At 58.6% G+C, this 19,202-nt stretch carries 19 protein-coding genes; 12 read left to right on the forward strand and 7 right to left on the reverse strand.

Translation table 11 applies throughout. The features are described from left to right. Positions 1-73: 73 nt before the first annotated feature. A complete protein-coding gene (locus OLX72_RS12985) occupies positions 74-322 on the reverse strand; it encodes a hypothetical protein (protein ID WP_433988839.1) in 249 nt (82 codons plus the stop codon). A 96-nt stretch (positions 323-418) separates the two neighbouring features. Here OLX72_RS12985 and OLX72_RS12990 point away from each other — a divergent pair, with 96 nt between their 5' ends. After that, entirely contained in the window at positions 419-1,003 is a 585-nt protein-coding gene (locus tag OLX72_RS12990; protein ID WP_433988840.1) for a TetR/AcrR family transcriptional regulator, read from the forward strand. Positions 1,004-1,045: 42 nt separating this feature from the next. Here OLX72_RS12990 and OLX72_RS12995 read toward each other — a convergent pair whose 3' ends face one another. Both OLX72_RS12995 and OLX72_RS13000 read right to left on the reverse strand, forming a co-directional pair. Continuing rightward, positions 1,046-1,957, reverse strand: a complete 912-nt coding sequence (locus OLX72_RS12995; protein WP_114872343.1) for a pirin family protein — start codon at positions 1,955-1,957, stop codon at positions 1,046-1,048. 111 nt (positions 1,958-2,068) lie between these two features. Next, positions 2,069-3,247 carry a 4Fe-4S double cluster binding domain-containing protein gene (locus OLX72_RS13000; protein WP_114870898.1) on the reverse strand — a complete coding sequence of 393 codons (1,179 nt, stop codon included), beginning with the start codon at positions 3,245-3,247 and terminating at the stop codon, positions 2,069-2,071. A gap of 104 nt (positions 3,248-3,351) precedes the next feature. Here OLX72_RS13000 and OLX72_RS13005 point away from each other — a divergent pair, with 104 nt between their 5' ends. Both OLX72_RS13005 and OLX72_RS13010 read left to right on the forward strand, forming a co-directional pair. Continuing rightward, positions 3,352-4,296 carry an NAD(P)-dependent oxidoreductase gene (locus OLX72_RS13005; RefSeq protein WP_433988841.1) on the forward strand — a complete coding sequence of 315 codons (945 nt, stop codon included), beginning with the start codon at positions 3,352-3,354 and terminating at the stop codon, positions 4,294-4,296. 65 nt (positions 4,297-4,361) lie between these two features. Further along, the gene (locus OLX72_RS13010) at positions 4,362-4,844 is read left to right on the forward strand and encodes a hypothetical protein (RefSeq protein WP_433988842.1); all 483 of its coding nucleotides are present in this window, start codon (positions 4,362-4,364) and stop codon (positions 4,842-4,844) included. Here OLX72_RS13010 and OLX72_RS13015 read toward each other — a convergent pair. Genes OLX72_RS13015 through OLX72_RS13030 form a run of 4 tightly spaced genes read right to left on the reverse strand, consistent with a single transcriptional unit; the run spans position 4,841 to position 7,734 of the window. After that, positions 4,841-5,398 (reverse strand): TadE/TadG family type IV pilus assembly protein, encoded by a 558-nt coding sequence (locus OLX72_RS13015; RefSeq protein WP_433988843.1) that lies wholly within the window; start codon positions 5,396-5,398, stop codon positions 4,841-4,843. The genes OLX72_RS13010 and OLX72_RS13015 overlap by 4 nt on opposite strands. Next, entirely contained in the window at positions 5,395-5,934 is a 540-nt protein-coding gene (locus tag OLX72_RS13020; RefSeq protein WP_433988844.1) for a TadE/TadG family type IV pilus assembly protein, read from the reverse strand. The genes OLX72_RS13015 and OLX72_RS13020 overlap by 4 nt, the downstream gene beginning before the upstream one ends. Before the next feature lie 8 nt (positions 5,935-5,942). Further along, a complete protein-coding gene (locus OLX72_RS13025; RefSeq protein ID WP_433988845.1) occupies positions 5,943-6,932 on the reverse strand; it encodes a hypothetical protein in 990 nt (329 codons plus the stop codon). A 46-nt stretch (positions 6,933-6,978) separates the two neighbouring features. Then, on the reverse strand, positions 6,979-7,734 hold the full coding sequence (locus tag OLX72_RS13030; protein WP_433988846.1) for a pilus assembly protein TadG-related protein: 756 nt from the start codon (positions 7,732-7,734) through the stop codon (positions 6,979-6,981). Between the two features lie 344 nt (positions 7,735-8,078). On the opposite strand from OLX72_RS13030, the gene OLX72_RS13035 reads away from it, so the two are divergent. The 9 genes from OLX72_RS13035 (at position 8,079) to dnaG (ending at position 19,103) form a co-directional block, all read left to right on the forward strand. Next, a complete protein-coding gene (locus OLX72_RS13035; protein WP_114872340.1) occupies positions 8,079-9,509 on the forward strand; it encodes a Glu/Leu/Phe/Val family dehydrogenase in 1,431 nt (476 codons plus the stop codon). 164 nt (positions 9,510-9,673) lie between these two features. After that, on the forward strand, positions 9,674-11,161 hold the full coding sequence (locus tag OLX72_RS13040) for a hypothetical protein (protein WP_433988847.1): 1,488 nt from the start codon (positions 9,674-9,676) through the stop codon (positions 11,159-11,161). Positions 11,162-11,191: 30 nt separating this feature from the next. Next, positions 11,192-11,464 carry a hypothetical protein gene (locus tag OLX72_RS13045; protein ID WP_433988848.1) on the forward strand — a complete coding sequence of 91 codons (273 nt, stop codon included), beginning with the start codon at positions 11,192-11,194 and terminating at the stop codon, positions 11,462-11,464. A gap of 223 nt (positions 11,465-11,687) precedes the next feature. Further along, on the forward strand, positions 11,688-12,941 hold the full coding sequence (locus tag OLX72_RS13050) for a sarcosine oxidase subunit beta family protein (RefSeq protein WP_433988849.1): 1,254 nt from the start codon (positions 11,688-11,690) through the stop codon (positions 12,939-12,941). Between the two features lie 75 nt (positions 12,942-13,016). Beyond that, positions 13,017-13,289, forward strand: a complete 273-nt coding sequence (locus OLX72_RS13055) for a sarcosine oxidase subunit delta (protein ID WP_433988850.1) — start codon at positions 13,017-13,019, stop codon at positions 13,287-13,289. Then, positions 13,286-16,219: a sarcosine oxidase subunit alpha family protein gene (locus tag OLX72_RS13060; RefSeq protein ID WP_433988851.1), complete on the forward strand. Its 2,934-nt coding sequence runs from the start codon at positions 13,286-13,288 to the stop codon at positions 16,217-16,219. Before OLX72_RS13055 ends, OLX72_RS13060 begins: the two co-directional genes overlap by 4 nt. Further along, positions 16,212-16,757 carry a sarcosine oxidase subunit gamma gene (locus tag OLX72_RS13065; RefSeq protein WP_254684609.1) on the forward strand — a complete coding sequence of 182 codons (546 nt, stop codon included), beginning with the start codon at positions 16,212-16,214 and terminating at the stop codon, positions 16,755-16,757. The genes OLX72_RS13060 and OLX72_RS13065 overlap by 8 nt, the downstream gene beginning before the upstream one ends. Before the next feature lie 36 nt (positions 16,758-16,793). Further along, positions 16,794-17,105, forward strand: a complete 312-nt coding sequence (locus OLX72_RS13070; RefSeq protein ID WP_254684608.1) for a hypothetical protein — start codon at positions 16,794-16,796, stop codon at positions 17,103-17,105. 42 nt (positions 17,106-17,147) lie between these two features. After that, positions 17,148-19,103, forward strand: a complete 1,956-nt coding sequence (gene dnaG, locus OLX72_RS13075; RefSeq protein ID WP_433988852.1) for a DNA primase — start codon at positions 17,148-17,150, stop codon at positions 19,101-19,103. The last annotated feature ends 99 nt before the right edge of the window (positions 19,104-19,202 follow it).

Below are 19,202 nucleotides of genomic sequence, written 5' to 3' on the forward strand. Positions count from 1 at the left end.
AGGGCGATGTAGCGGGTTCCAGTGCGTCGTGCAACGCATTGGGGCAGGCAAAACCATTGCCTTGCCGGATTGCCTATTGGACATCGCGCTTGCGCAAGTCTTCTGCCCGCGCATTCAGCGCCGCAATACGTGCATCAAGCGCAGCGGCGGTTTCCTGAGCATCAGGCGTTGTGGGGGCCGCGCTTGCCAGTACGGGTTCGAGCGGTTGCAGTGTCGGATAATCCTGATCTTCCGCGCCGGGGGGGAGTGCGTCATCAAGATCGGGGAACGGCGCGCACGCCGATATCAGCAAGAACAAGATGCCAAAGCATGACAAACGCATGGTTTTGATCCCCATAACTGTCGCAGTGATGCCCTAGTCGGCATTTGGGTGCAAGCAGGGCTTTGATTTGAACAGATGTTCAGATAAAACCGATCCATGGCACGTACGGCGGGATCCCATTCTGATATTACAGGTCCGCGCGTGCGGGCCGAGGCGCAGCGTTTGTTTGCGCAGCACGGGTTCGCCGCCGTTTCGATGCGCCAGATTGCCAGTGCGGTCGGGGTGCAGGCCGGCGCGCTGTACAATTACACGACAGACAAGCAATCGCTGCTGTTCGATCTGCTGCGCAGCCACATGGAAGATTTGCTGGCGGCGCGCGAAACCGTTCCGCAGATGCCACCGCTGGACGCGCTGGAACAGTTCACGCGGTTCCATATCCGGTTTCATCTGGAACGCACCGATGCGGTTTTCATATCCTATATGGAACTGCGCAACCTGACGCCCGAGAATTTCGCGATTATCGAAGACTTGCGTGGCCAGTACGAGGACCAGTTGGAAATGATCCTGCGCCGGGGGGTCGAGGCGGGTGTATTTTCTGTGCCGGACCCCAAGATCGCCACGCTGGGCCTGATCGCAATGCTGACGGGCGTCAACACGTGGTATCGCTCGCAAGGGCGGCTTTCGCTGGATCAGGTCGAAAAGATATACTGGGATATGGTGCGCAAGGCGGTTTCCGCCTGAAGGCAGATTTCGGGGCGGCGCTGCGCCGCCCCGGTTTCTTGGTCAGTGGGCCGGTTTGATGAACGTACCGTTGCGCAGTTCCTTCATCGCCTGTTGCAGTTCGTCCTGAGTGTTCATCACGATCGGGCCATGCCATGCAACAGGTTCGTCGATCGGTGCGCCCGAGATCAGCAGGAACCGCAGGCCGTCCGGTCCTGCCTGAACGGTCACTTCTTCACCGGTGCCAAACCGCACCAAAGTGCGGTTACCGCTGAGATCGCGGATATTCACTTCCTGACCTGCCACTTCCTTTTCCAACAGCACACCTGTGGGCTGGCTGGCATCGGCAAAGGCACCGGCCCCTTCGAAAATATAGGCGAAGGCACGGCGGTAAGTGTCTATCTTGAATGTCTTTTTTACGCCTGCAGGTACGAAGATATCCAGATATTGCGGGTCTGCCGCGATCCCGTCGACAGGGCCGGTCTTGCCCCAGTAGCTGCCGACGATCACTTTGACGCGGGTGCCGTCATCGTCGATCACTTCGGGGATTTCGGTGCCTTGCACGTCCTGATAGCGCGGTGCCGTCATTTTCATTGCCGAGGGCAGGTTACCCCACAGCTGGAACCCGTGCATCTGGCCGTTGGCATTACCGTGCGGCATTTCCTGATGCAGGATACCGGAGCCGGCGGTCATCCATTGCACATCGCCCGCACCAAGGGTGCCGGTGTTGCCCAGACTGTCGCCATGATCCACTGTACCGGACAGCACGTAGGTGATTGTTTCGATGCCGCGATGGGGATGCCACGGAAACCCCTTGATAAAATCCTCGGGGCGTTCGTTGCGGAAATCATCAAACAACAGGAACGGGTCAAGCTCTGACGGATCCTGAAAGCCGAAGGCGCGGTGCAGTTTCACGCCTGCGCCTTCCAGCGTCGGGATGGCTTGGCGTGTTTCAAGTGTGGGTCGAAGGGACATGATCGTCTCCATGATCTGCGTTCTGATGGTTTTCAGATAGGGTGGACAGGCTGCGCGGGCAATTTGCGTGCAGGAACGGCCTTTGTGCGAAAACGCACCGAAGGCACGGGATCAGCCGGTTTCGCCATCCCACCATTTCGAAGGCTTCTTGCGACCGCCGCGATTGCGATCCAGAAACAGCGCCAGTTTGCGCCAAGGGGACAGGGCCAGTTTCAGCCACAGACGGTGATGCCATTTGCGAAAGTCGCGGTTGAACGGGCACACCCGCATGCAAATTGCGCAATCGGTTGAAGTCTTGGCCCAGAACCCGAAACATTTTTCGGCATCCGATGTCCATTTTCGCACGCCCTTCAGCGCCGATACGTTGGAACCGCCCGTTTCCGGCGGGCCATAGGGCAGCGCCTTGACAGGGCAGGCATCGGCGCATTTGGTGCAAATGTCGCAGAATGCGCGCACGCCCAGAGGTGTGGCCGCATCATGGGTCAGCGGCAGGTTGGTGAAAATCTTGGAAAACCGCAGCCGCGGCCCGAATTGCGGCGTGATCACCAGCTGGTTTCGGGCATATTCGCCCAAACCCGCCTTGACCGCATAAGGGATCACAAGGCCGGTATCATTCATCGATGCCACGGCTTCGTAGCCCAGATTGCGGATATAGGCGGCCAGTTGCAGGACAATCGCCGCCTCGTGGCTGTATTCGCGCCCGGTTGCCGCACCGGCCAGTGCCGAAGGATAGGTGGCAACCAGCGTTTCATCCATTTCATGACCCAGCACAATCACCGAGGTCAGACCTTCGGGCAGATCATTTGGGGCGGCCGACAAATCACGTGTGTCCACGCGCGATTGATAAAGCCACCGGTCGTCAAGATCGGTGATGCCGCAAAGATCAGCCCCGAAAAAACCGGCGATGCGTTTGATCTCGGCGCTCATCTTTGCGGGCTCATCAATCCCGACCTGATCCGGTGCGACCGGCGTGTCATAGCTGAACGGCGCCTGGAACCCTTCGCGCCGCCCCTGATCGGCGTGCCGGTCTGTCATGATGTCGGAAATCAGCCATGATGCGTTGCGCAATGCGAAATCGCGCTGGCTGAACCCGTCGCCACGCCGCGGTTTCGCCTCCATCCTGTAGGACGCAAAAAACGCATCGGTTTGTTTCGTGCGCACGCTGTCATCCCAGAACGCCCTCGTGAACACGTCGTTACGCTGTTCGAACCGTTCGAATTCTTGGGTCACGTCAATGCCGGCGGCGGCATCGCCTTCGCGCTGGACAGGCTGGTTCGAGGGGTAGGACATAGGCGGCAGGCTAGCTGTTCCCTTTGTTGGGTACAACGGTCGCAAATGGAAAAGACAGGGCGCGAATTAGCCCCCAGTTTCCGCCAAAAGCGAAAGGGATACGCATGAAAGTAGGGTTTATCGGGTTGGGAAATGTCGGGCACAAACTGTCTGGCAGCCTGTTGCGCAATGGGATTGATCTGGTTGTGCATGATCTTGATCCGGCGCAGGTGGAAAAGTTCGTCGCCAAAGGTGCGACAGCGGGCGGTTCGCCTGCGCAGATGATGCAGGCCTGTGATGCGGTGATCACCTGCCTGCCCAGCCCCGCGGCAAGTGCTGCTGTTGTGGAAGAAATGTTGCCCGATGTCGGACCTGGCAAGATCTGGATGGAAATGTCGACAACGGACGAATCTGAAATTCGTCGATTGGGGGCCGAAGTGATCGCCCGGGGCGGCACAGCGGTGGAGTGCCCGGTATCAGGCGGCTGCCATCGCGCGGACACCGGAAATATAAGCATTTTCGCAGGCTGCGACCGCGAGTCTTTCGAAAAGATGCTGCCGTTCCTGACGATTATGGGCCGCCGCGTGCTGCATACAGGCCCGTTGGGCAGTGCATCGGTGTTGAAGGTGATGACAAACTATCTGGCCACGGCCAACCTGCTGACCCTGTGCGAAGCGATGGTGACGATGAAAGCGGCAGGGCTGGACATGGCCACGACATACGAGGCGATCAAGATCAGTTCTGGAACGTCGTTCGTTCATGAAACCGAAAGCCAGTTGATCCTGTCGGGGTCGCGTGATGTGAATTTCACGATGGACCTTGTCCAAAAGGATATCGGGCTGTTCCAGAAAATCGCGGACGAACACAATGTTCCGCTGGAAATTTCGCCGCTGATGATCGAAATCATGCGCGATGGCCAGAAACGCTATGGCGAACGGGCGCAATCGGACCGGATCATCGAGCGTCTGGAAGAGGCAACGGGCTTGTCGGTTCTGGCTGACGGATTTCCGGCCGAATTGATCGACGATGAACCGGAAGAGGCCGGTTACGAAGTCAGACCGCCGGCCTGATTGCCCTGTTCCTTTCGTGCAAGGGCGGGTAAAGCCTGATGCGGTCAGGCATAAAGGACGGCGGAATGAACGATGAAATTCTGGCCAGTGTGCACGCATCCCCTGCGCGCCGCTGGATGGGTATTGTGATGATGGGCGTGCTGGGTTTCATGCTGATCTATATTGCGCTGGCCCGACCGCCCGCCTTGCAATGGCAGGTGTTTCTGCTTGTCGTTGGGGGGGCAGCGCTGTGGATGGGTGACAAGATGCGCCGCGCGACAGATCACGGTCTTGAACTGACGGAAACCGAGTTGCGCGACACCAATGGTGCTGTGCTGGCCCGGGTTGATGATGTTCAGTCTGTTGATCGCGGTTTTTTTGCCTTCAAACCGTCCCACGGGTTTCTGATCAAAACGAAACAACCCGGATCGCGCATCTGGCGGCCCGGGTTGTGGTGGCGCGTGGGGCGCCGTGTGGGTGTTGGTGGTGTCACGCCGGGGCGGGACACGCGGTTTATGTCGGAAACGCTGGCCGCAATGCTGGCGATGCGTGATCTGTCAGACGGTTAATCCTGCCACAGAACCTGCGGAGCATAGCGGGGGCGGGTGAACACGAAATTCGAAATCGTGCGGTTTTCCAGCCCTGTATCTAACAACGGATCGAACTCAGCCACCGATTCGAAAACAATCACGTTTTCCTGATCCGGCATCACCGGCAGTTTGTTATGCCAGTCATCCACATCCTCGTTGTCAAGCGCGCCAAATGATCCGCGTACCTTGGACCACTGAACTTCGTAGCTGTCGCTGTCTTCGTCGTATTTGAGAATGGTCAGACGGATCGACGGCCGGTTGCTGGACCGGGTCAGCATGTCGAACAGCGCGCGCGAGCTATCCAGAAAATCATTGTCGATCGGCGTTGTCTGGCGCGAAATCAGATCCGAAATCGTATAGGCCGCCTTTTGGCTGACGGTGTATTGCCGGTAGGCGTCAAAGATCGAAAACAACGACAGATAAGCCCAGAACATGATCGGCAGGACAATGGTCGCTTCGATCGCGATGTTGCCAGTTTCATCCGAAGAAAAGCGGCGGGTGTGGCGTTTCAGCCAGAAAGAAAGCGTGTTCAATTTCCCGGCTCCTGTACAAAGGCCGACATGGCCGTCATCTGGGCCTGTCCTGCACCATTTGCACTTTGCGCAAAGTCGAAACCAAGGCCGGTTGTCGGGAAAAGCGGGTCAAATGTTACACAGGCGCGCAGTACCATCAGGTCATGTTCCTGACCTGTAATATAGGTGGGCGCATTTTCCGGCAGCACAGGCTGTGATTTATCGTGACAATCCGCTGTCTGGCTCAGCGCGACGAAATTGCGCGGGTCAACGCGACGCATTTCAAGTTTCAGACTGGTGGCGCAATCGGGGATAAAGCCGGCACGTTCGCAGATCATGTCTTTCAGATCGTCGTGATCGGGCACCTGACCCGTGTTCAAACGGACCAGCCGCACGGTCATGTCCAGGCCACGATCCAACCACATCTGGCGCATCGAATAGATACCCAGTTCAACCGAAGTCAGGAACACGGTGAACAACAGGGGCACCATGATCACGAATTCAATCGCGAGCTGGCCGCCTTCGTCCTTGCGAAACCGGCGCAGAAATCTGAACATTGCGCGGGTCATTGGGTCAGCCTCAGCTGTGTGATCTGCTGCGCGATGGATTTGAACGCGTTCGAGATTTCAAGGCCGTCCACGTCAAAGAAGTGGCTGGGCGAACTGGCGCAGTCCTTAAGGACCGAAACCCCGCCAGACGGCGCTTCGAAGCCGATGGTGTAGACAACAATCTGCTCTGTTTTTGCGGCGTCGCAAATGGCCTTGGTCCGGTTGTCTTTGGTGCCCGAACCAACAGTGTCATATACCCCATAGCGCCACTGGCTGCGGGCCTCGCTGTCGTTCATCCACGGGTAATAGTTCTTTTCCGTGTTGTAGCGGATCGAGGTGTAGGCCCACAGTTCCGGATAGGACAAGTTGACAGCTGTGCCGTTTTCATTGTCGTCCTGATTTGGCACCTCGTAGCAGAAATATTCGTTTTCGATGCCGTCACCGTCAAGATCGTTGGGATAGCCGCGCAGGCCTTCCTTGCCGCAATCCCAGTGGCCGTTGCCTTTGGGATGATCGCGCCACAGGTTGTTGTTGACCCAGTAGAACAGGCCGTCGTTGCCATCGCCGTTGCGTTTGTTCCAGATCGAGTATTCTTCGGTCTGTTCATTCCAGTACACATCGGATTCACCAGAGCGGTGATCGTCTTCGATGTAATATTGGCTGGTGTTCTGCCCGTCGGTCATCAACACCACAACTTTCAGCGTTTCCAGATCGTCATAGGCAAAGGGGCGCAGGCTAAAGCGTGAGGGTACCTCGCCGTGCCCGATCATTTTATTCACAACCGGTCGCATGGCCGGATCCAAAAGGGCCGTGCCCCATTTCATCCCCAGATCGATCGATGTGTTGCCGCGGGCAGACAGGTCGTCGATATAGTCTTTCAGTTTCTGGCGATCATCGGTCAGCATCAGGATTTCGCGTGAATCCCGGTCTTCGCAAACCGGGCGGGACACCAGATTGACCGGATCGTCATCGCGTCCGTCATTACTACTCCAGGGGTCGAAATGCATGGTGCGCTGGAACGGCGCCGTTGTCGAAACAGCCCTGTCGTTGAAGTCAGAACCGCTGAAGTTGATGCAGTTCGAATAGGGGTTGGTTCCCTGTGCGTTGAATGTTGAATTCTGCGATCATTTCGTCGGGCAACGACACCTGGGTAGCGTAGGGGATGATCGAGATCGACAGCCTGTCGTCGCGGCTGTTGTCAAGCATCTGCTCCACAAATTCCTTGGCCGCGATCTTGAGGTTGTAGAGGCGGCTGTTGCTGTTCATCGAACCGGAAACGTCAAGAACCAGCGAGATTTCGACGTTGTTGATGACTTCTTCGGCCTGACCGGACGCGACCACCGGCAGCGTTCTGGTGATGCCGCGATAATAATCCCACGGCATGTAAAGGAATGGCGTTTCGGTCCGCGCTGTTGCTTTGACGATGCGGAAATAGGTGGTAGGAAGAGCCGGGCCCGGAGTGACCTGCACACCTTCCAGATATTGCGACATGCCGGCCTTGGCAAAATAATCCTCGACCACTTCATCAGCGGGAAGAGTTTGTTCCAGATCGGCGGCGGCAAGAATTGCGCGGTCCAGCGTGGATTGCACCTTGGTGCGCACCATTTCGTTGTGCATAAGGTTGACGCCAAAGCCGCCAATGGCAACGATCAGCAGCAGCATGTAAACGGCGAAAATCGTGATAACGCCGTCCTCGTCGCGGCAGAACCGCGTGATGATCCGGCGCATCTTGCGATTGAACGGCCTGTCGGAGCTGCCAGATACAGCATCCGTCACAGAGCCTTTCTGGCTCAGGGTATTGTTTTCCATCACTGTCACCTTTTTCAACTCACCAAACAAAGTCGCAAACCATCTAAACCCATTCCTTCGATCATCTTAGAGGCAGACAAAAGTGTCCAAAGTTGGGCGGTTTTCCGATAAAATCCGAAGAATTGGGCGCCTGAGATGTGATGATTCAGACAGCAGGGATGTATTGTTTCTGCATGGGAAAAGATGCGCCACAATTTTGCCGCAATCTGGCTGTGCGGCCCAGTTTTTCTTAAAATGCATAAAAAATTGGCACTTTTATATGGGTTCGTCTTAGGGTGTGGGGAAGATAAGCAATGACAGGGCGAGTCGCGTTCTGCACCCAACGGGAGAGAATAATGAATGACATGAGTGCCAAGACAGAGCCGAGTTTTCGCGAGAGCGTTGACCTGATGTTCAACCGGGCGGTTGCGCTGATGGACCTGCCGCCCGGCCTTGAAGAAAAAATCAGGGTGTGTAACGCGACCTATACTGTACGCTTTGGCGTGCGCTTGCGCGGCCAGATACAGACGTTCACCGGCTACCGGTCGGTCCACTCCGAACACATGGAACCGGTCAAGGGCGGCATCCGCTATGCCATCGGTGTCAATCAGGACGAAGTCGAAGCGCTTGCGGCGCTGATGACCTATAAATGCGCGCTGGTCGAAGCGCCTTTTGGCGGTTCAAAGGGCGGGCTGCGGATCAATCCGCGCGAATATGACGAACATGAACTGGAACTGATCACGCGGCGGTTTGCCTATGAACTGGCGAAACGCGATCTGATCCATCCCAGCCAGAACGTGCCCGCCCCGGATATGGGCACCGGGGAACGGGAAATGGCGTGGATCGCCGACCAGTACAAGCGCATGAACACGACCGATATCAATTCGGCCGCTTGCGTGACGGGCAAACCGCTGAACGCCGGCGGGATTTCCGGCCGGGTCGAGGCAACAGGGCGGGGCGTGCAATATGCGTTGCAGGAATTTTTCCGCCACCCCGAAGACATCAAGGCCGCCAAGCTGAGCGGGACGCTGGACGGCAAACGCGTGATCGTTCAGGGCCTGGGTAACGTGGGCTACCATGCGGCCAAGTTCCTGTCCGAAGAAGACGGCAGCGTGATCACGGGCATCATCGAACGCGATGGTGCGTTGTTCAATCCAAAGGGGCTGGATGTGGAATCCGTCCACCGCTGGATCGCCAAGCATGGCGGCGTTACAGGCTATCCCGATGCCGCCCACACCGCAGAAGGCGCGGCCGTACTGGAAGAAGACTGCGACATCCTTATTCCCGCCGCACTGGAAGGGGTAATCAATCTTTCCAATGCTGACAGGATCAAGGCGAACCTGATCATCGAAGCGGCCAACGGGCCCGTCACGGCGGGCGCGGACGATATCCTGCGCGAAAAAGGCGTTGTGATCATTCCGGATATGTATGCCAACGCCGGCGGTGTGACCGTTTCGTATTTCGAATGGGTCAAGAACCTGAGCCATATCCGGTTTGGCCGGATGCAGCGCCGTCAGGAAGAAAGCCGCCACCAACTGGTTGTGGACGAATTGGAACGCCTGTCGGCAGACAAGCAGCTGGGTTGGACGTTGTCGCCGGATTTCAAAACCAAATATCTGCGCGGCGCCGGAGAGCTTGAACTGGTCCGCTCGGGTCTGGATGACACGATGCGCATTGCCTACCAGTCCATGCGCGAGGTCTGGCATTCCCGCGAGGACGTGGATGATCTGCGCACCGCCGCCTATCTGGTGGCGATCACCAAGGTGGCAGCCAGCTACCGCGCGAAAGGGCTGTAGGCCCAAAAAAACTTTGCGGCCTGCGCATTGCGCGCGCAGGTCGCAACCGCTTTTCATGTTCCGGAATGGGCGGGAAACAGCCTATTCCGGCAAAAATCTTGCTTTACCTTAAGTCATGCGACTGAATGCCATCATTCTTTTAAGTTGTTTGAATGAGGTGAAACATGTCGCAGCCCCCTGACCCCGACGCACAAGAAAATACCCCTGCACCCGCGCCGTTGATGACGTCGAAACACTATTTCGGCGTGGCCCTCGTGGCCGGGGCTTTTGCCTTTGCCGGATACCTTTTCGCTCAAAACCAGAATGAACCACAGGTGCGCCCCGCGCCGCCCGCACCCGAAGAAGCCGATCCGGTCAGACAAAAGCTCGCCTGGTCCGCGCCGCGTCCGCGCACACCGGTGCGCGCGGCGCAGGATGATGAAGCATCCGAAGGCAGTTTCAGCGTCGAAGCGCCCGAAGTCGTGGAATTGGGATGGGGGTGGAGCCAGGCCCGTGGCGAACCTGTGCCCACAGTGTGCGTCGTCTTTGAGCCGGTGCACCGCAGCGCGCAATCATCCGACATCACAATCAAGGAAGTGCGCGACAGCTATTCGTTGTCCAAGGCAATGAACGTGTCGGCCTCGGTGTCTGTCAAGGCCATCGGATACGAGGCCAGCGGCAAGGCGTCATTTGCAAAAAATTCAAGCGTTTCATCCACATCGGTCAGTTTTCTGGTCAATGCCGAAGTGCTGAATTCGGCGACCTTTGCAGCGCCTCCGGCGTCGAGTGGCGGGCGCGCCGTACGACTGACTGACGCGGCGGCGGCGATGGCAAAGCGTGATATCCAGCGGTTTCAGGAAACTTGCGGCGAAGGATACGTTTCATCGACCGTGGGTGGCGCGCGGGCCTATCTGCTGGCCACGACCGAAACCACCAGCAAAACGGAACGTGAAAGCATGAAAGCGTCTGTCAAAGGGTCGGGCTGGGGCGTCAAGGTAAATGCGGTAGCCAGCGGAAGTTCCGAATCCGGCACCGAAAACCTGACGCGCACACTGACGTTCATGCAGCAGGGCGGGGCGGCTGATCTGGACGCGGATGATCCGAAATCCGAAGCCCGCACGAAGCTGCCAAAGGATGCCAAGGCCGCAATCGACCGCATCGAGGATCTGGCCTATGCCGCTGCACAGGCCGGAAAAATCTTTGAAATCAGTATCACCCCCTATCAGGTGCTTGAGAATTTTCCGCGTGGCGCGGACATTCTGCCGCAAGAGGTCGAGCATGATGAACTGGTGGCGTTGTGGTCTTACTACACCCAGCTTTACGCCGATATCGTTGATGTGCTTGAAACGCCGGACGAGTATCTGATGCCGCTCGTCGGATGTGATGAGGAAAAGGCCTGTAGCCGGTCGTTTGGCGCGATTGGCCCGGACGGTGTCAGGTTGCTGGAAGACATGCAGGATATGGCGTTGGTTGCGCTGGACAGGATCGAATCCGAAGCCGAAAAATGTCTGGCGGACGAAGAAGACTGCCGGTTTGACGCTACACTGGTGCGATCCCCCTATGCGGTGCGGGCCAGCATGCCGTTGCCCGTACCGGTGCCTGCACCAGAGTCTGTCAAATCAACGGACGAAAGCACGCAACAGGTTGCCAAGGCTGAAACCGAAGCAGCCTAGGGTGCGCCCACATTAGATGATCACAAGGCCATGCACCTGCGTGAACCATCGACAGGGCGGTGCGCGTTCGGGGCGCTGACACCGGAATGTATTTCGAACGCCGCAATCCGTGGATGGGCCGCGCGGTCGGGCATGGCGACCCGGGTTGTGCCCGACCGGGCCGTAGTAAGGGCGAAGCTGGCGGCGTGCAGCGAAAAGCCGGATGATTTTATCCTGCTGGGTGATCCGGGAGAGCCCGACGCCCCGACGGTCTGGTTCCCGGCTAGCATCACACTGAACGCGAACGGCAGCGTGACCTGCTGAGCAGGGCGCAGACGCAGCGCCTTTTACGCCCTGCTGATCAAACGAAAAACCGCGGCCCGACCGGTGCGCCTTGCGGTCCCGGTTGCCGGGACGGCGGCTGTTTCTTGCAACTCGGTCGTGCACAGACATATCCGTGTCGCAAAGCGGTTCGGGTTACACGGACCCTATTGATAGACCGGACAGCGGCGGGTTATGGTCACATCTGTCCAGTAGGGAGTCTGACATGCGGTTTTCTGGGTTGCGCGTGCTGCGCGAGGGTTTGACCGGCAACAAGGGTTGGACCCCGCACTGGCGCGATCCCGAACCCAAGGCGGAATATGACGCCGTGATCATCGGCGGTGGCGGGCATGGACTGTCGACCGCCTATTATCTGGCCAAGAACCACGGCATGACGAATATTGCGGTGCTGGAAAAGGGTTACATCGGCAGTGGCAATATCGGGCGGAACACGACAATCGTGCGGGCCAATTACTTTCTGCCGGGCAATTCGGAATTCTACAGTCATTCGCTGAAATTGTGGGAAGGTCTGGAACAGGACCTGAACTATAACGTGATGCATTCCCAGCGCGGCTTGATCAACCTGTTCCATTCCGACGGCCAGCGCGATGCCTTTGCGCGGCGGGGCAATGCAATGATCAATCAGGGGGATGATGCGGTTCTGCTGGATCGCGAAGGCGTGCGCAAATATCTGCCCTATCTGGATTTCGACAACACGCGGTTTCCGATTTTTGGCGGATTGCTGCATCCGCGGGGTGGTTCTGCACGGCATGATGCGGTGGCGTGGGGCTATGCGCGCGGCGCGGATCAGCGCGGTGTGGACCTGCTGCAGAATTGCGAAGTGACCGGCATCGATATCGAAAACGGCAAGGTGCGCGGCGTGCAGACAACGCGCGGGGCCATCCGTGCCAAAAAGGTGGGAATCGTCGTGGCGGGCCGGTCCGGTCAGGTGGCGGCGATGGCGGGCATGCGTCTGCCGATCGAAAGCCATGTCTTGCAGGCGTTTGTCACCGAAGGGTTAAAGCCCTGCATTGACCACGTCGTCAGCTTTGGCATGGGCCATTTCTATATTTCGCAGTCGGACAAGGGCGGTTTGGTCTTTGGCGGCGATCTGGATTTTTATGCAACCTATGCACAGCGCGGCAACCTGCCGATGAAAGAACACGTGATGGAGGCGGGCATGACGCTGATGCCGATGATCGGCAAGGCCAAGGTGCTGCGCAGCTGGGGCGGAATCATGGATATGACACCGGACGGATCCCCCATCATCGACAAGACCGATACCGAAGGTTTGTTCATCGATTGCGGCTGGTGTTACGGCGGCTTCAAGGCGGTGCCGGGGTCGGGGTTCAGCTTTGCGCATCTGATGGCCACCGGTACGCCGCATCAAACCGCCGCCAAGTTCCGGCTGGACCGGTTCCGCACCGGGCGGGGCCTGATGGATGAAGAGGGCACCGGCTCTCAGCATAATTTGCACTGAGGGGGCCGAGATGTCGGGATTTCCGAATTTATTGCAAAAAGAAAGTGCAGGCAGCGCCCTGCGGGAGGCGGTGAGATGAGAATTCAATGCCCGCTCTGCGGGGAGCGCGACATGCGCGAGTTCTATTATCAGGGTGCGGCGGTTGCGCTGTCGCGCCCCGCGCCGGATGCGGGCGCGGATGCCTGGAACGATTATGTGCATGATCGTGAAAACCCGGCGGGTGAAACGCAGGATTTATGGCATCACACCAGCGGCTGTTCGGCGTGGCTGGTGGTGACACGATCCACGCTGACGCACGAGATATTCAAGACGGAACTGGCATCGAACGTGAAAAGGGCCAAAGCATGAGGGTTGACGGCAAAGGCCTGATCGACCGGTCCAGACCGGTTTCGTTTTCGTTCGATGGCAAGACCTATTCGGGGTTCAGGGGGGATACGCTGGCCTCGGCGCTGCTGGCCAATGATATCACTTTAGTCGCACGATCATTCAAATATCACCGTCCGCGCGGTATTTTGACGGCGGGCAGCGAAGAACCCAATGCGCTGATGACGATCGGCAGCGGTGCGGCGCGCGAACCCAATGTGCGCGCCACCGTGCAGGAGATCTATCCGGGCCTTGAGGCGCGCAGCCAGAACAACTGGCCATCGCTGGATTTTGATCTGATGAGCATCAACGATCTGGCGGCGCCGTTTCTGGGCGCCGGGTTTTATTACAAGACCTTTATGTGGCCACGGGCGTTCTGGGAAAAGCTGTATGAACCCGTGATCCGGCGCGCGGCGGGGCTGGGGGCGCTTTCGGGCGAAAACAACCCTGACAAATACGAACGGGCCTATGCGTTCTGCGATCTGCTGGTGATCGGCGCGGGGCCCACCGGCCTCATGGCGGCGCTGGTTGCGGCGCGGGCCGGTGCGGATGTTATTCTGGCCGATGAAGATGCGCGCATGGGCGGACGGCTGAACGCTGAAACCTATGCGATTGACGGCATGGCAGGGCCGGACTGGGTGCAAGAGGTTGTGGCCGAACTGGCGGGGATGGACAATGTGCGCCTGATGCCGCGTACCACGGTCACAGGCGTCTACGATCAGGGCACATATGCCGCGCTGGAGCGGGTGAGCCATCATATCGCGAACCGTGCACCGGGCGCGCCGCTTGAGACGTTCTGGCGCATTGCTGCGAAGCAGTCGGTTCTGGCGGCGGGCGCGCTGGAACGCCCGGTTGCGTTTCAGAACAATGACCGACCCGGGATCATGACCGCAGGGGCGGTGCGGGCCTATCTGAACCGCTGGGGGGTCAGCCCCGGCCGGTCGGTGACGGTGTTCGGCAACAATGACGATGCCCATCGCACGGCACAGGATCTGGTGGCGGCCGGGGTGCATGTCGCGGCTCTGATCGACAGCCGTACGGATGTGGCGCAGACAGGTGATTATCCGGTGTTCGCGGGGGCGCAGGTGTGCGGATCGGGCGGACGCAAGGCGCTGGAAAGCATTACCGTGCGCAGCGCGCGCGGTGAGGAAAAGATAACCACCGATTGCCTGGCCATGTCGGGCGGGTGGAACCCTTCGGTGCACCTGACATGTCATATGAACGGGCGGCCGACCTGGCGCGACGACATTGCCGCATTCGTGCCCACGCCGGGCGCGGTCCCCGGTATGGTGACGGCAGGCGCCTGCAACGGTGACTTTTCAACTGTCGCCTGCCTTGAGGCGGGTGTTGCCGCCGCGAAAACCGCACTGGAGGCGCTGGGCCTGAAAGCCGCGAAAATCGAAGTGCCGGTGGCCGATGATACGCCTTATGCGCTGTCGCCACTGTGGGCCGTTCCGGGAAAAGGGCGGGCCTGGCTGGATTTCCAGAACGATGTCAGCGTGAAGGACGTGAAACAGGCCGCGACCGAGAATTTCAGATCGGTCGAGCATATGAAACGCTATACCACGCAAGGCATGGCGACAGATCAGGGCAAGAATTCCAACGTCGCCGCATTGGCGGTTCTGGCCGATGCCACCGGGCGCGGTATTCCCAAAACCGGCACGACAACGTTTCGCCCGCCCTATGCCCCGGTGGCGATTGCTGCGATGGGGGCAGGGGCGCAGGGCAAAGGGTTTGCGCCGCAGCGCTTTACCACCAGCCACGCGGCCTGCGTTGAACACGGTGCGCCGATGATCGAGGTCGGGATGTGGTATCGCCCGAGCTATTTTCCAGCCCCGGGGGAAACCACATGGCGTCAGTCCTGTGACCGCGAGGTGAATGCGGTGCGCGAAACTGTCGGTGTGTGTGATGTCTCCACCCTGGGCAAGATTGACATTCAGGGGCCGGATGCCGCCGCGTTTCTGGATTTCGTCTACACCAACACATTTTCAACGCTCAAGCTCGGGCGCACGCGATACGGTTTGATGCTGCGCGAAGACGGCTATGTGATGGATGACGGCACGACCGCGCGATTGGGCGAAAATCACTATGTCATGACCACCACCACCGCCGCCGCAGGGCAGGTGATGCGGCATCTGGATTTCGTGCATCAGGCGCTGTGCCCCGAACTGGACGTTTCGTTCATTTCCGTCACGGAACAATGGGCGCAGTTTGCCATTGCCGGCCCCAAATCGCGGGCCTTGCTGAACGACATGCTGGATGAGCAGATCACGGATGAAAACTGGCCGTTCATGGCCTGCGGGTCGGTATCCTTGTTCGGTGTTCAGGGGCGGTTGTTCCGGATCTCGTTTTCCGGCGAACATGCCTATGAACTGGCGGTTCCGGCGCGCTATGGCGACAGCCTTTTCAGGTTGTTGGTCGCACGCGCCGAAGCGCTGGGCGGATGTGCCTACGGGATGGAAGCGCTGAATGTGTTGCGGATCGAAAAAGGGTTTATCACCCACGCGGAAATCCACGGTCGCACCACCGCGTTCGACATCGGGATGGAGCGTATGGTGTCGGCCAAAAAGGATTGCATCGGCAAAACCATGTCGCAGCGTGAGGGATTGATCGAAGACTCCCGCGAACGTCTGGTCGGCCTGAAACCGGTTGGGTCGGTAAAGCAGCTGACGGCGGGGGCGCATTTGTTCAACAAATCTGATGATGCGGTAAGGGTGAACGATCAGGGCTACGTGACCTCGGTGGCGTTTTCCCCGACATTGCAGTCCTTTCTGGGGCTGGGCTTTCTGAAAAACGGACCGGACCGGCACGGAGAGATAGTGCGCATGGTGGACCATCTGCGCGGTATCGAAACCCTGTGCGAAGTGTGCCACCCGGTGTTTTTTGATCCTGAAGGAGGCAAGGTGCGTGGCTAAACTGATTGCAAAAAGCTCCGCAGGCGGGATGACACCGGTCAAAATCGGATCGGTAGAACTTGAAGAAGTGGATGCGGGCTATCTGACCTCGTTTTCACCCTATGCGGGACAAGACAAGGCGTTTTCAGATGCGCTCAAGGCGGCGCACGGGGCGGCGATGCCCGGCCCCAATCGCGCCACAGGCAAGGGCGGCGCGCGGGTGATCTGGTTCGGGGCCTGCCATGTATTGCTGATGGGGCCGCCCCCTGATGCGGCACTGGCCAAGCTGGCGGCGATGACCGATCAATCGGATGCGTGGACTGTGATGCAATTGAAGGGGCAGGGCGTGGCCGATGTACTGGCGCGGCTGGTGCCGGTCGATCTGCGGGCGTCACATTTCAAACGCGGCCATACCGCGCGCACCGATCTGATGCACATGTCGGCGTCGATCACGTGCACGGGCGCTGACACGATGCTGATCATGGTGTTTCGCTCTATGGCGCATACTTTAGTTCACGATCTGAAAACCGCTATGGAAGGCGTGGCCGCGCGCGGTTAGTCTGGCATGAAACGCCCCTGATTCCGGAGACTGCCAATGACATTCCCAAAACTGCTGCCTTATGTTCTGTCCGTTTCGGTGCTTGCGACGGGCGCACTGGCCCAAAGCGAAAAAGAACTGGATTGCGGCTATCAGGCGGATGTTGCCGGTGCGGTTCAGCAGGCACGGCTTGACGGTGTTTCCGAACGCAAGGTGCGCAAAGCCATCGAAGACACCAATCCGGCATGGCCGGATCGTTACAGCAATGCCATTCCGGTATTTGCCGGGCAGATTTACCAGATCAAGAAACGCGATCTGCGCAACATTGATCTGCGCGCGGAATGGCTGAATACCTGCCTGAACAACTGATGGGCTGTCGCCTTCCTGTGCGACTTTATGGTATGAAACCGCATGAGCCTGCCTTCTGGATTTATTGACGAGTTGCGCAGCCGCGCCAGCCTGAGCCAGGTTGTCGGGCGCAAGGTGGTGTGGGACACACGCAAATCCAACGCAGCCAAGGGCGATATGTGGGCGCCATGCCCGTTCCATCAGGAAAAATCCGCCAGCTTTCATGTCGATGATCGCAAGGGGTTTTATTATTGCTTTGGCTGCCATGCCAAGGGCGATGCCATATCCTTTGTCCGTGAAACTGAAAATGTCGGGTTCATGGACGCTGTCGAGATTCTGGCGCGCGAAGCGGGTATGACGATGCCGGCGCGCGATCCCAAAGCGCAGGAAAAATCGGATCATCGCACGGTTCTGGCCGATGTGATGGAACAGGCGGTGCAGTTTTACCGGTTGCAACTGAAAACCGGTGCCGCCACCGAGGCGCGCGCCTATCTGGAACGGCGCGGGCTGGCCCAGGACGTGCAGGACCGGTTCGAAATCGGGTTTGCGCCGCAGGGATGGCAGGCCTTGTGGGATCATCTGACCGGCAAAGGCGTGGACCCCGATCTGATTTTTGGCGCGGGGCTGGCCAAACCGTCGACAAGGGGCGGCAAACCCTATGACACGTTTCGCGGGCGGATCATGTTTCCGATCCGCGATCCGCGCGGGCGTTGTATTGCGTTCGGCGGGCGCGCGATGAATCCCGATGACAATGCGAAATACCTGAATTCACCGGAAACCGATCTGTTTGACAAAGGGCGCAGCCTTTACAATCACGGCCCCGCGCGCGAGGCGGCCGGCAAAGGCGCGCCGCTGATCGTGGCCGAAGGGTACATGGACGTGATTGCGCTTGCGACGGGCGGTTTTGATGCCTGTGTTGCGCCTTTGGGGACGGCGATTACCGAAACCCAGCTGCAATTGCTGTGGCGGATCGCGCCGGAACCGATCATCGCGCTGGATGGCGATACGGCGGGTTTACGTGCGGCCATGCGGTTGATCGACCTGGCGCTGCCGTTGTTGGAAGCCGGGCAATCGTTGCGTTTTGCCATCCTGCCCGACGGGCAGGACCCTGATGATCTGATCCGTGCGCAGGGTCCTGCCGCTGTTCAGAAACTGATCGATAACGCCATGCCGATGGTGCAATTGCTGTGGCAGCGCGAAACCGAAAACGGCAACTTTGACAGTCCCGAACGCAAGGCGGCATTGGACAAGGCGCTGCGCGACAAGATCAAGCTGATCCGTGATCCGTCCATTCGCAACCATTACGGTCAGGCGATGAAAGACCTGCGCTGGCAGTTGTTTCGCCCCAAGCGTGCGCCACAGCGCAACAGCGGGGCGCGCGTCAACGGGAAATGGCAGGCTGCCCCCGAACCGGCAACGCCAACCGCCAAGGCTTCGATGCTTGCGGCGGCAGGGGACGGGGTTGAAACGCAATTGCGCGAAGCGATCATTCTGGCCACATGTTTGTGTACGCCGCAAATCATTCCCGAATTCGAAGCCGGATTGGAAAATCTGGAATGTCGCGATGCACAGTTGCGCCGTCTGCGGGATTTGGTGCTGCGCCACGCCGACCTTGCGCCAGAGCTGTTTCAAAAAGAAATTCGCGCTGAAATGGGGGCAGAGGCCCTTGAAAACCTGCTGACGGCGCGCCATGTCGCCATTACGCCGTGCATTCGCAATCCGGGTGATCCCGATCTGGCGCGGATGACCATCGCCGAAGCGTTGGCAAAGCTGGTGGCGCATAAGGGGTTGCTGGCGGAAATCGAAGACGCCACCGAAGACCTGTCCGGTGTGGCAGACGAGGCTTTGACCTGGCGGTTGGGGCAGGCCGCACAAGCCAGAAACAGCGCCGAACGCAGCGAGCATGAAGACGCGACCGAATATGAAACGGGCCCGAACGGTGCCCTGATGAACCGGACTGAACGGAGTGCTTTTGATGCACTCATGGAGAAAATTTCATTCGCCAAACCCGGACGTTGAGGCGTTTTGGTAGGGAATGTCTAAAGAAAACAGGGTAAACGGATAAACGAATCATCTAAAATGGGGTGATTCGGAGAATCGAATCACCGGAGCCCCTCG

It is taken from the genome of Sulfitobacter sp. TBRI5 (assembly GCF_051013555.1).
Classification (GTDB): domain Bacteria; phylum Pseudomonadota; class Alphaproteobacteria; order Rhodobacterales; family Rhodobacteraceae; genus JL08.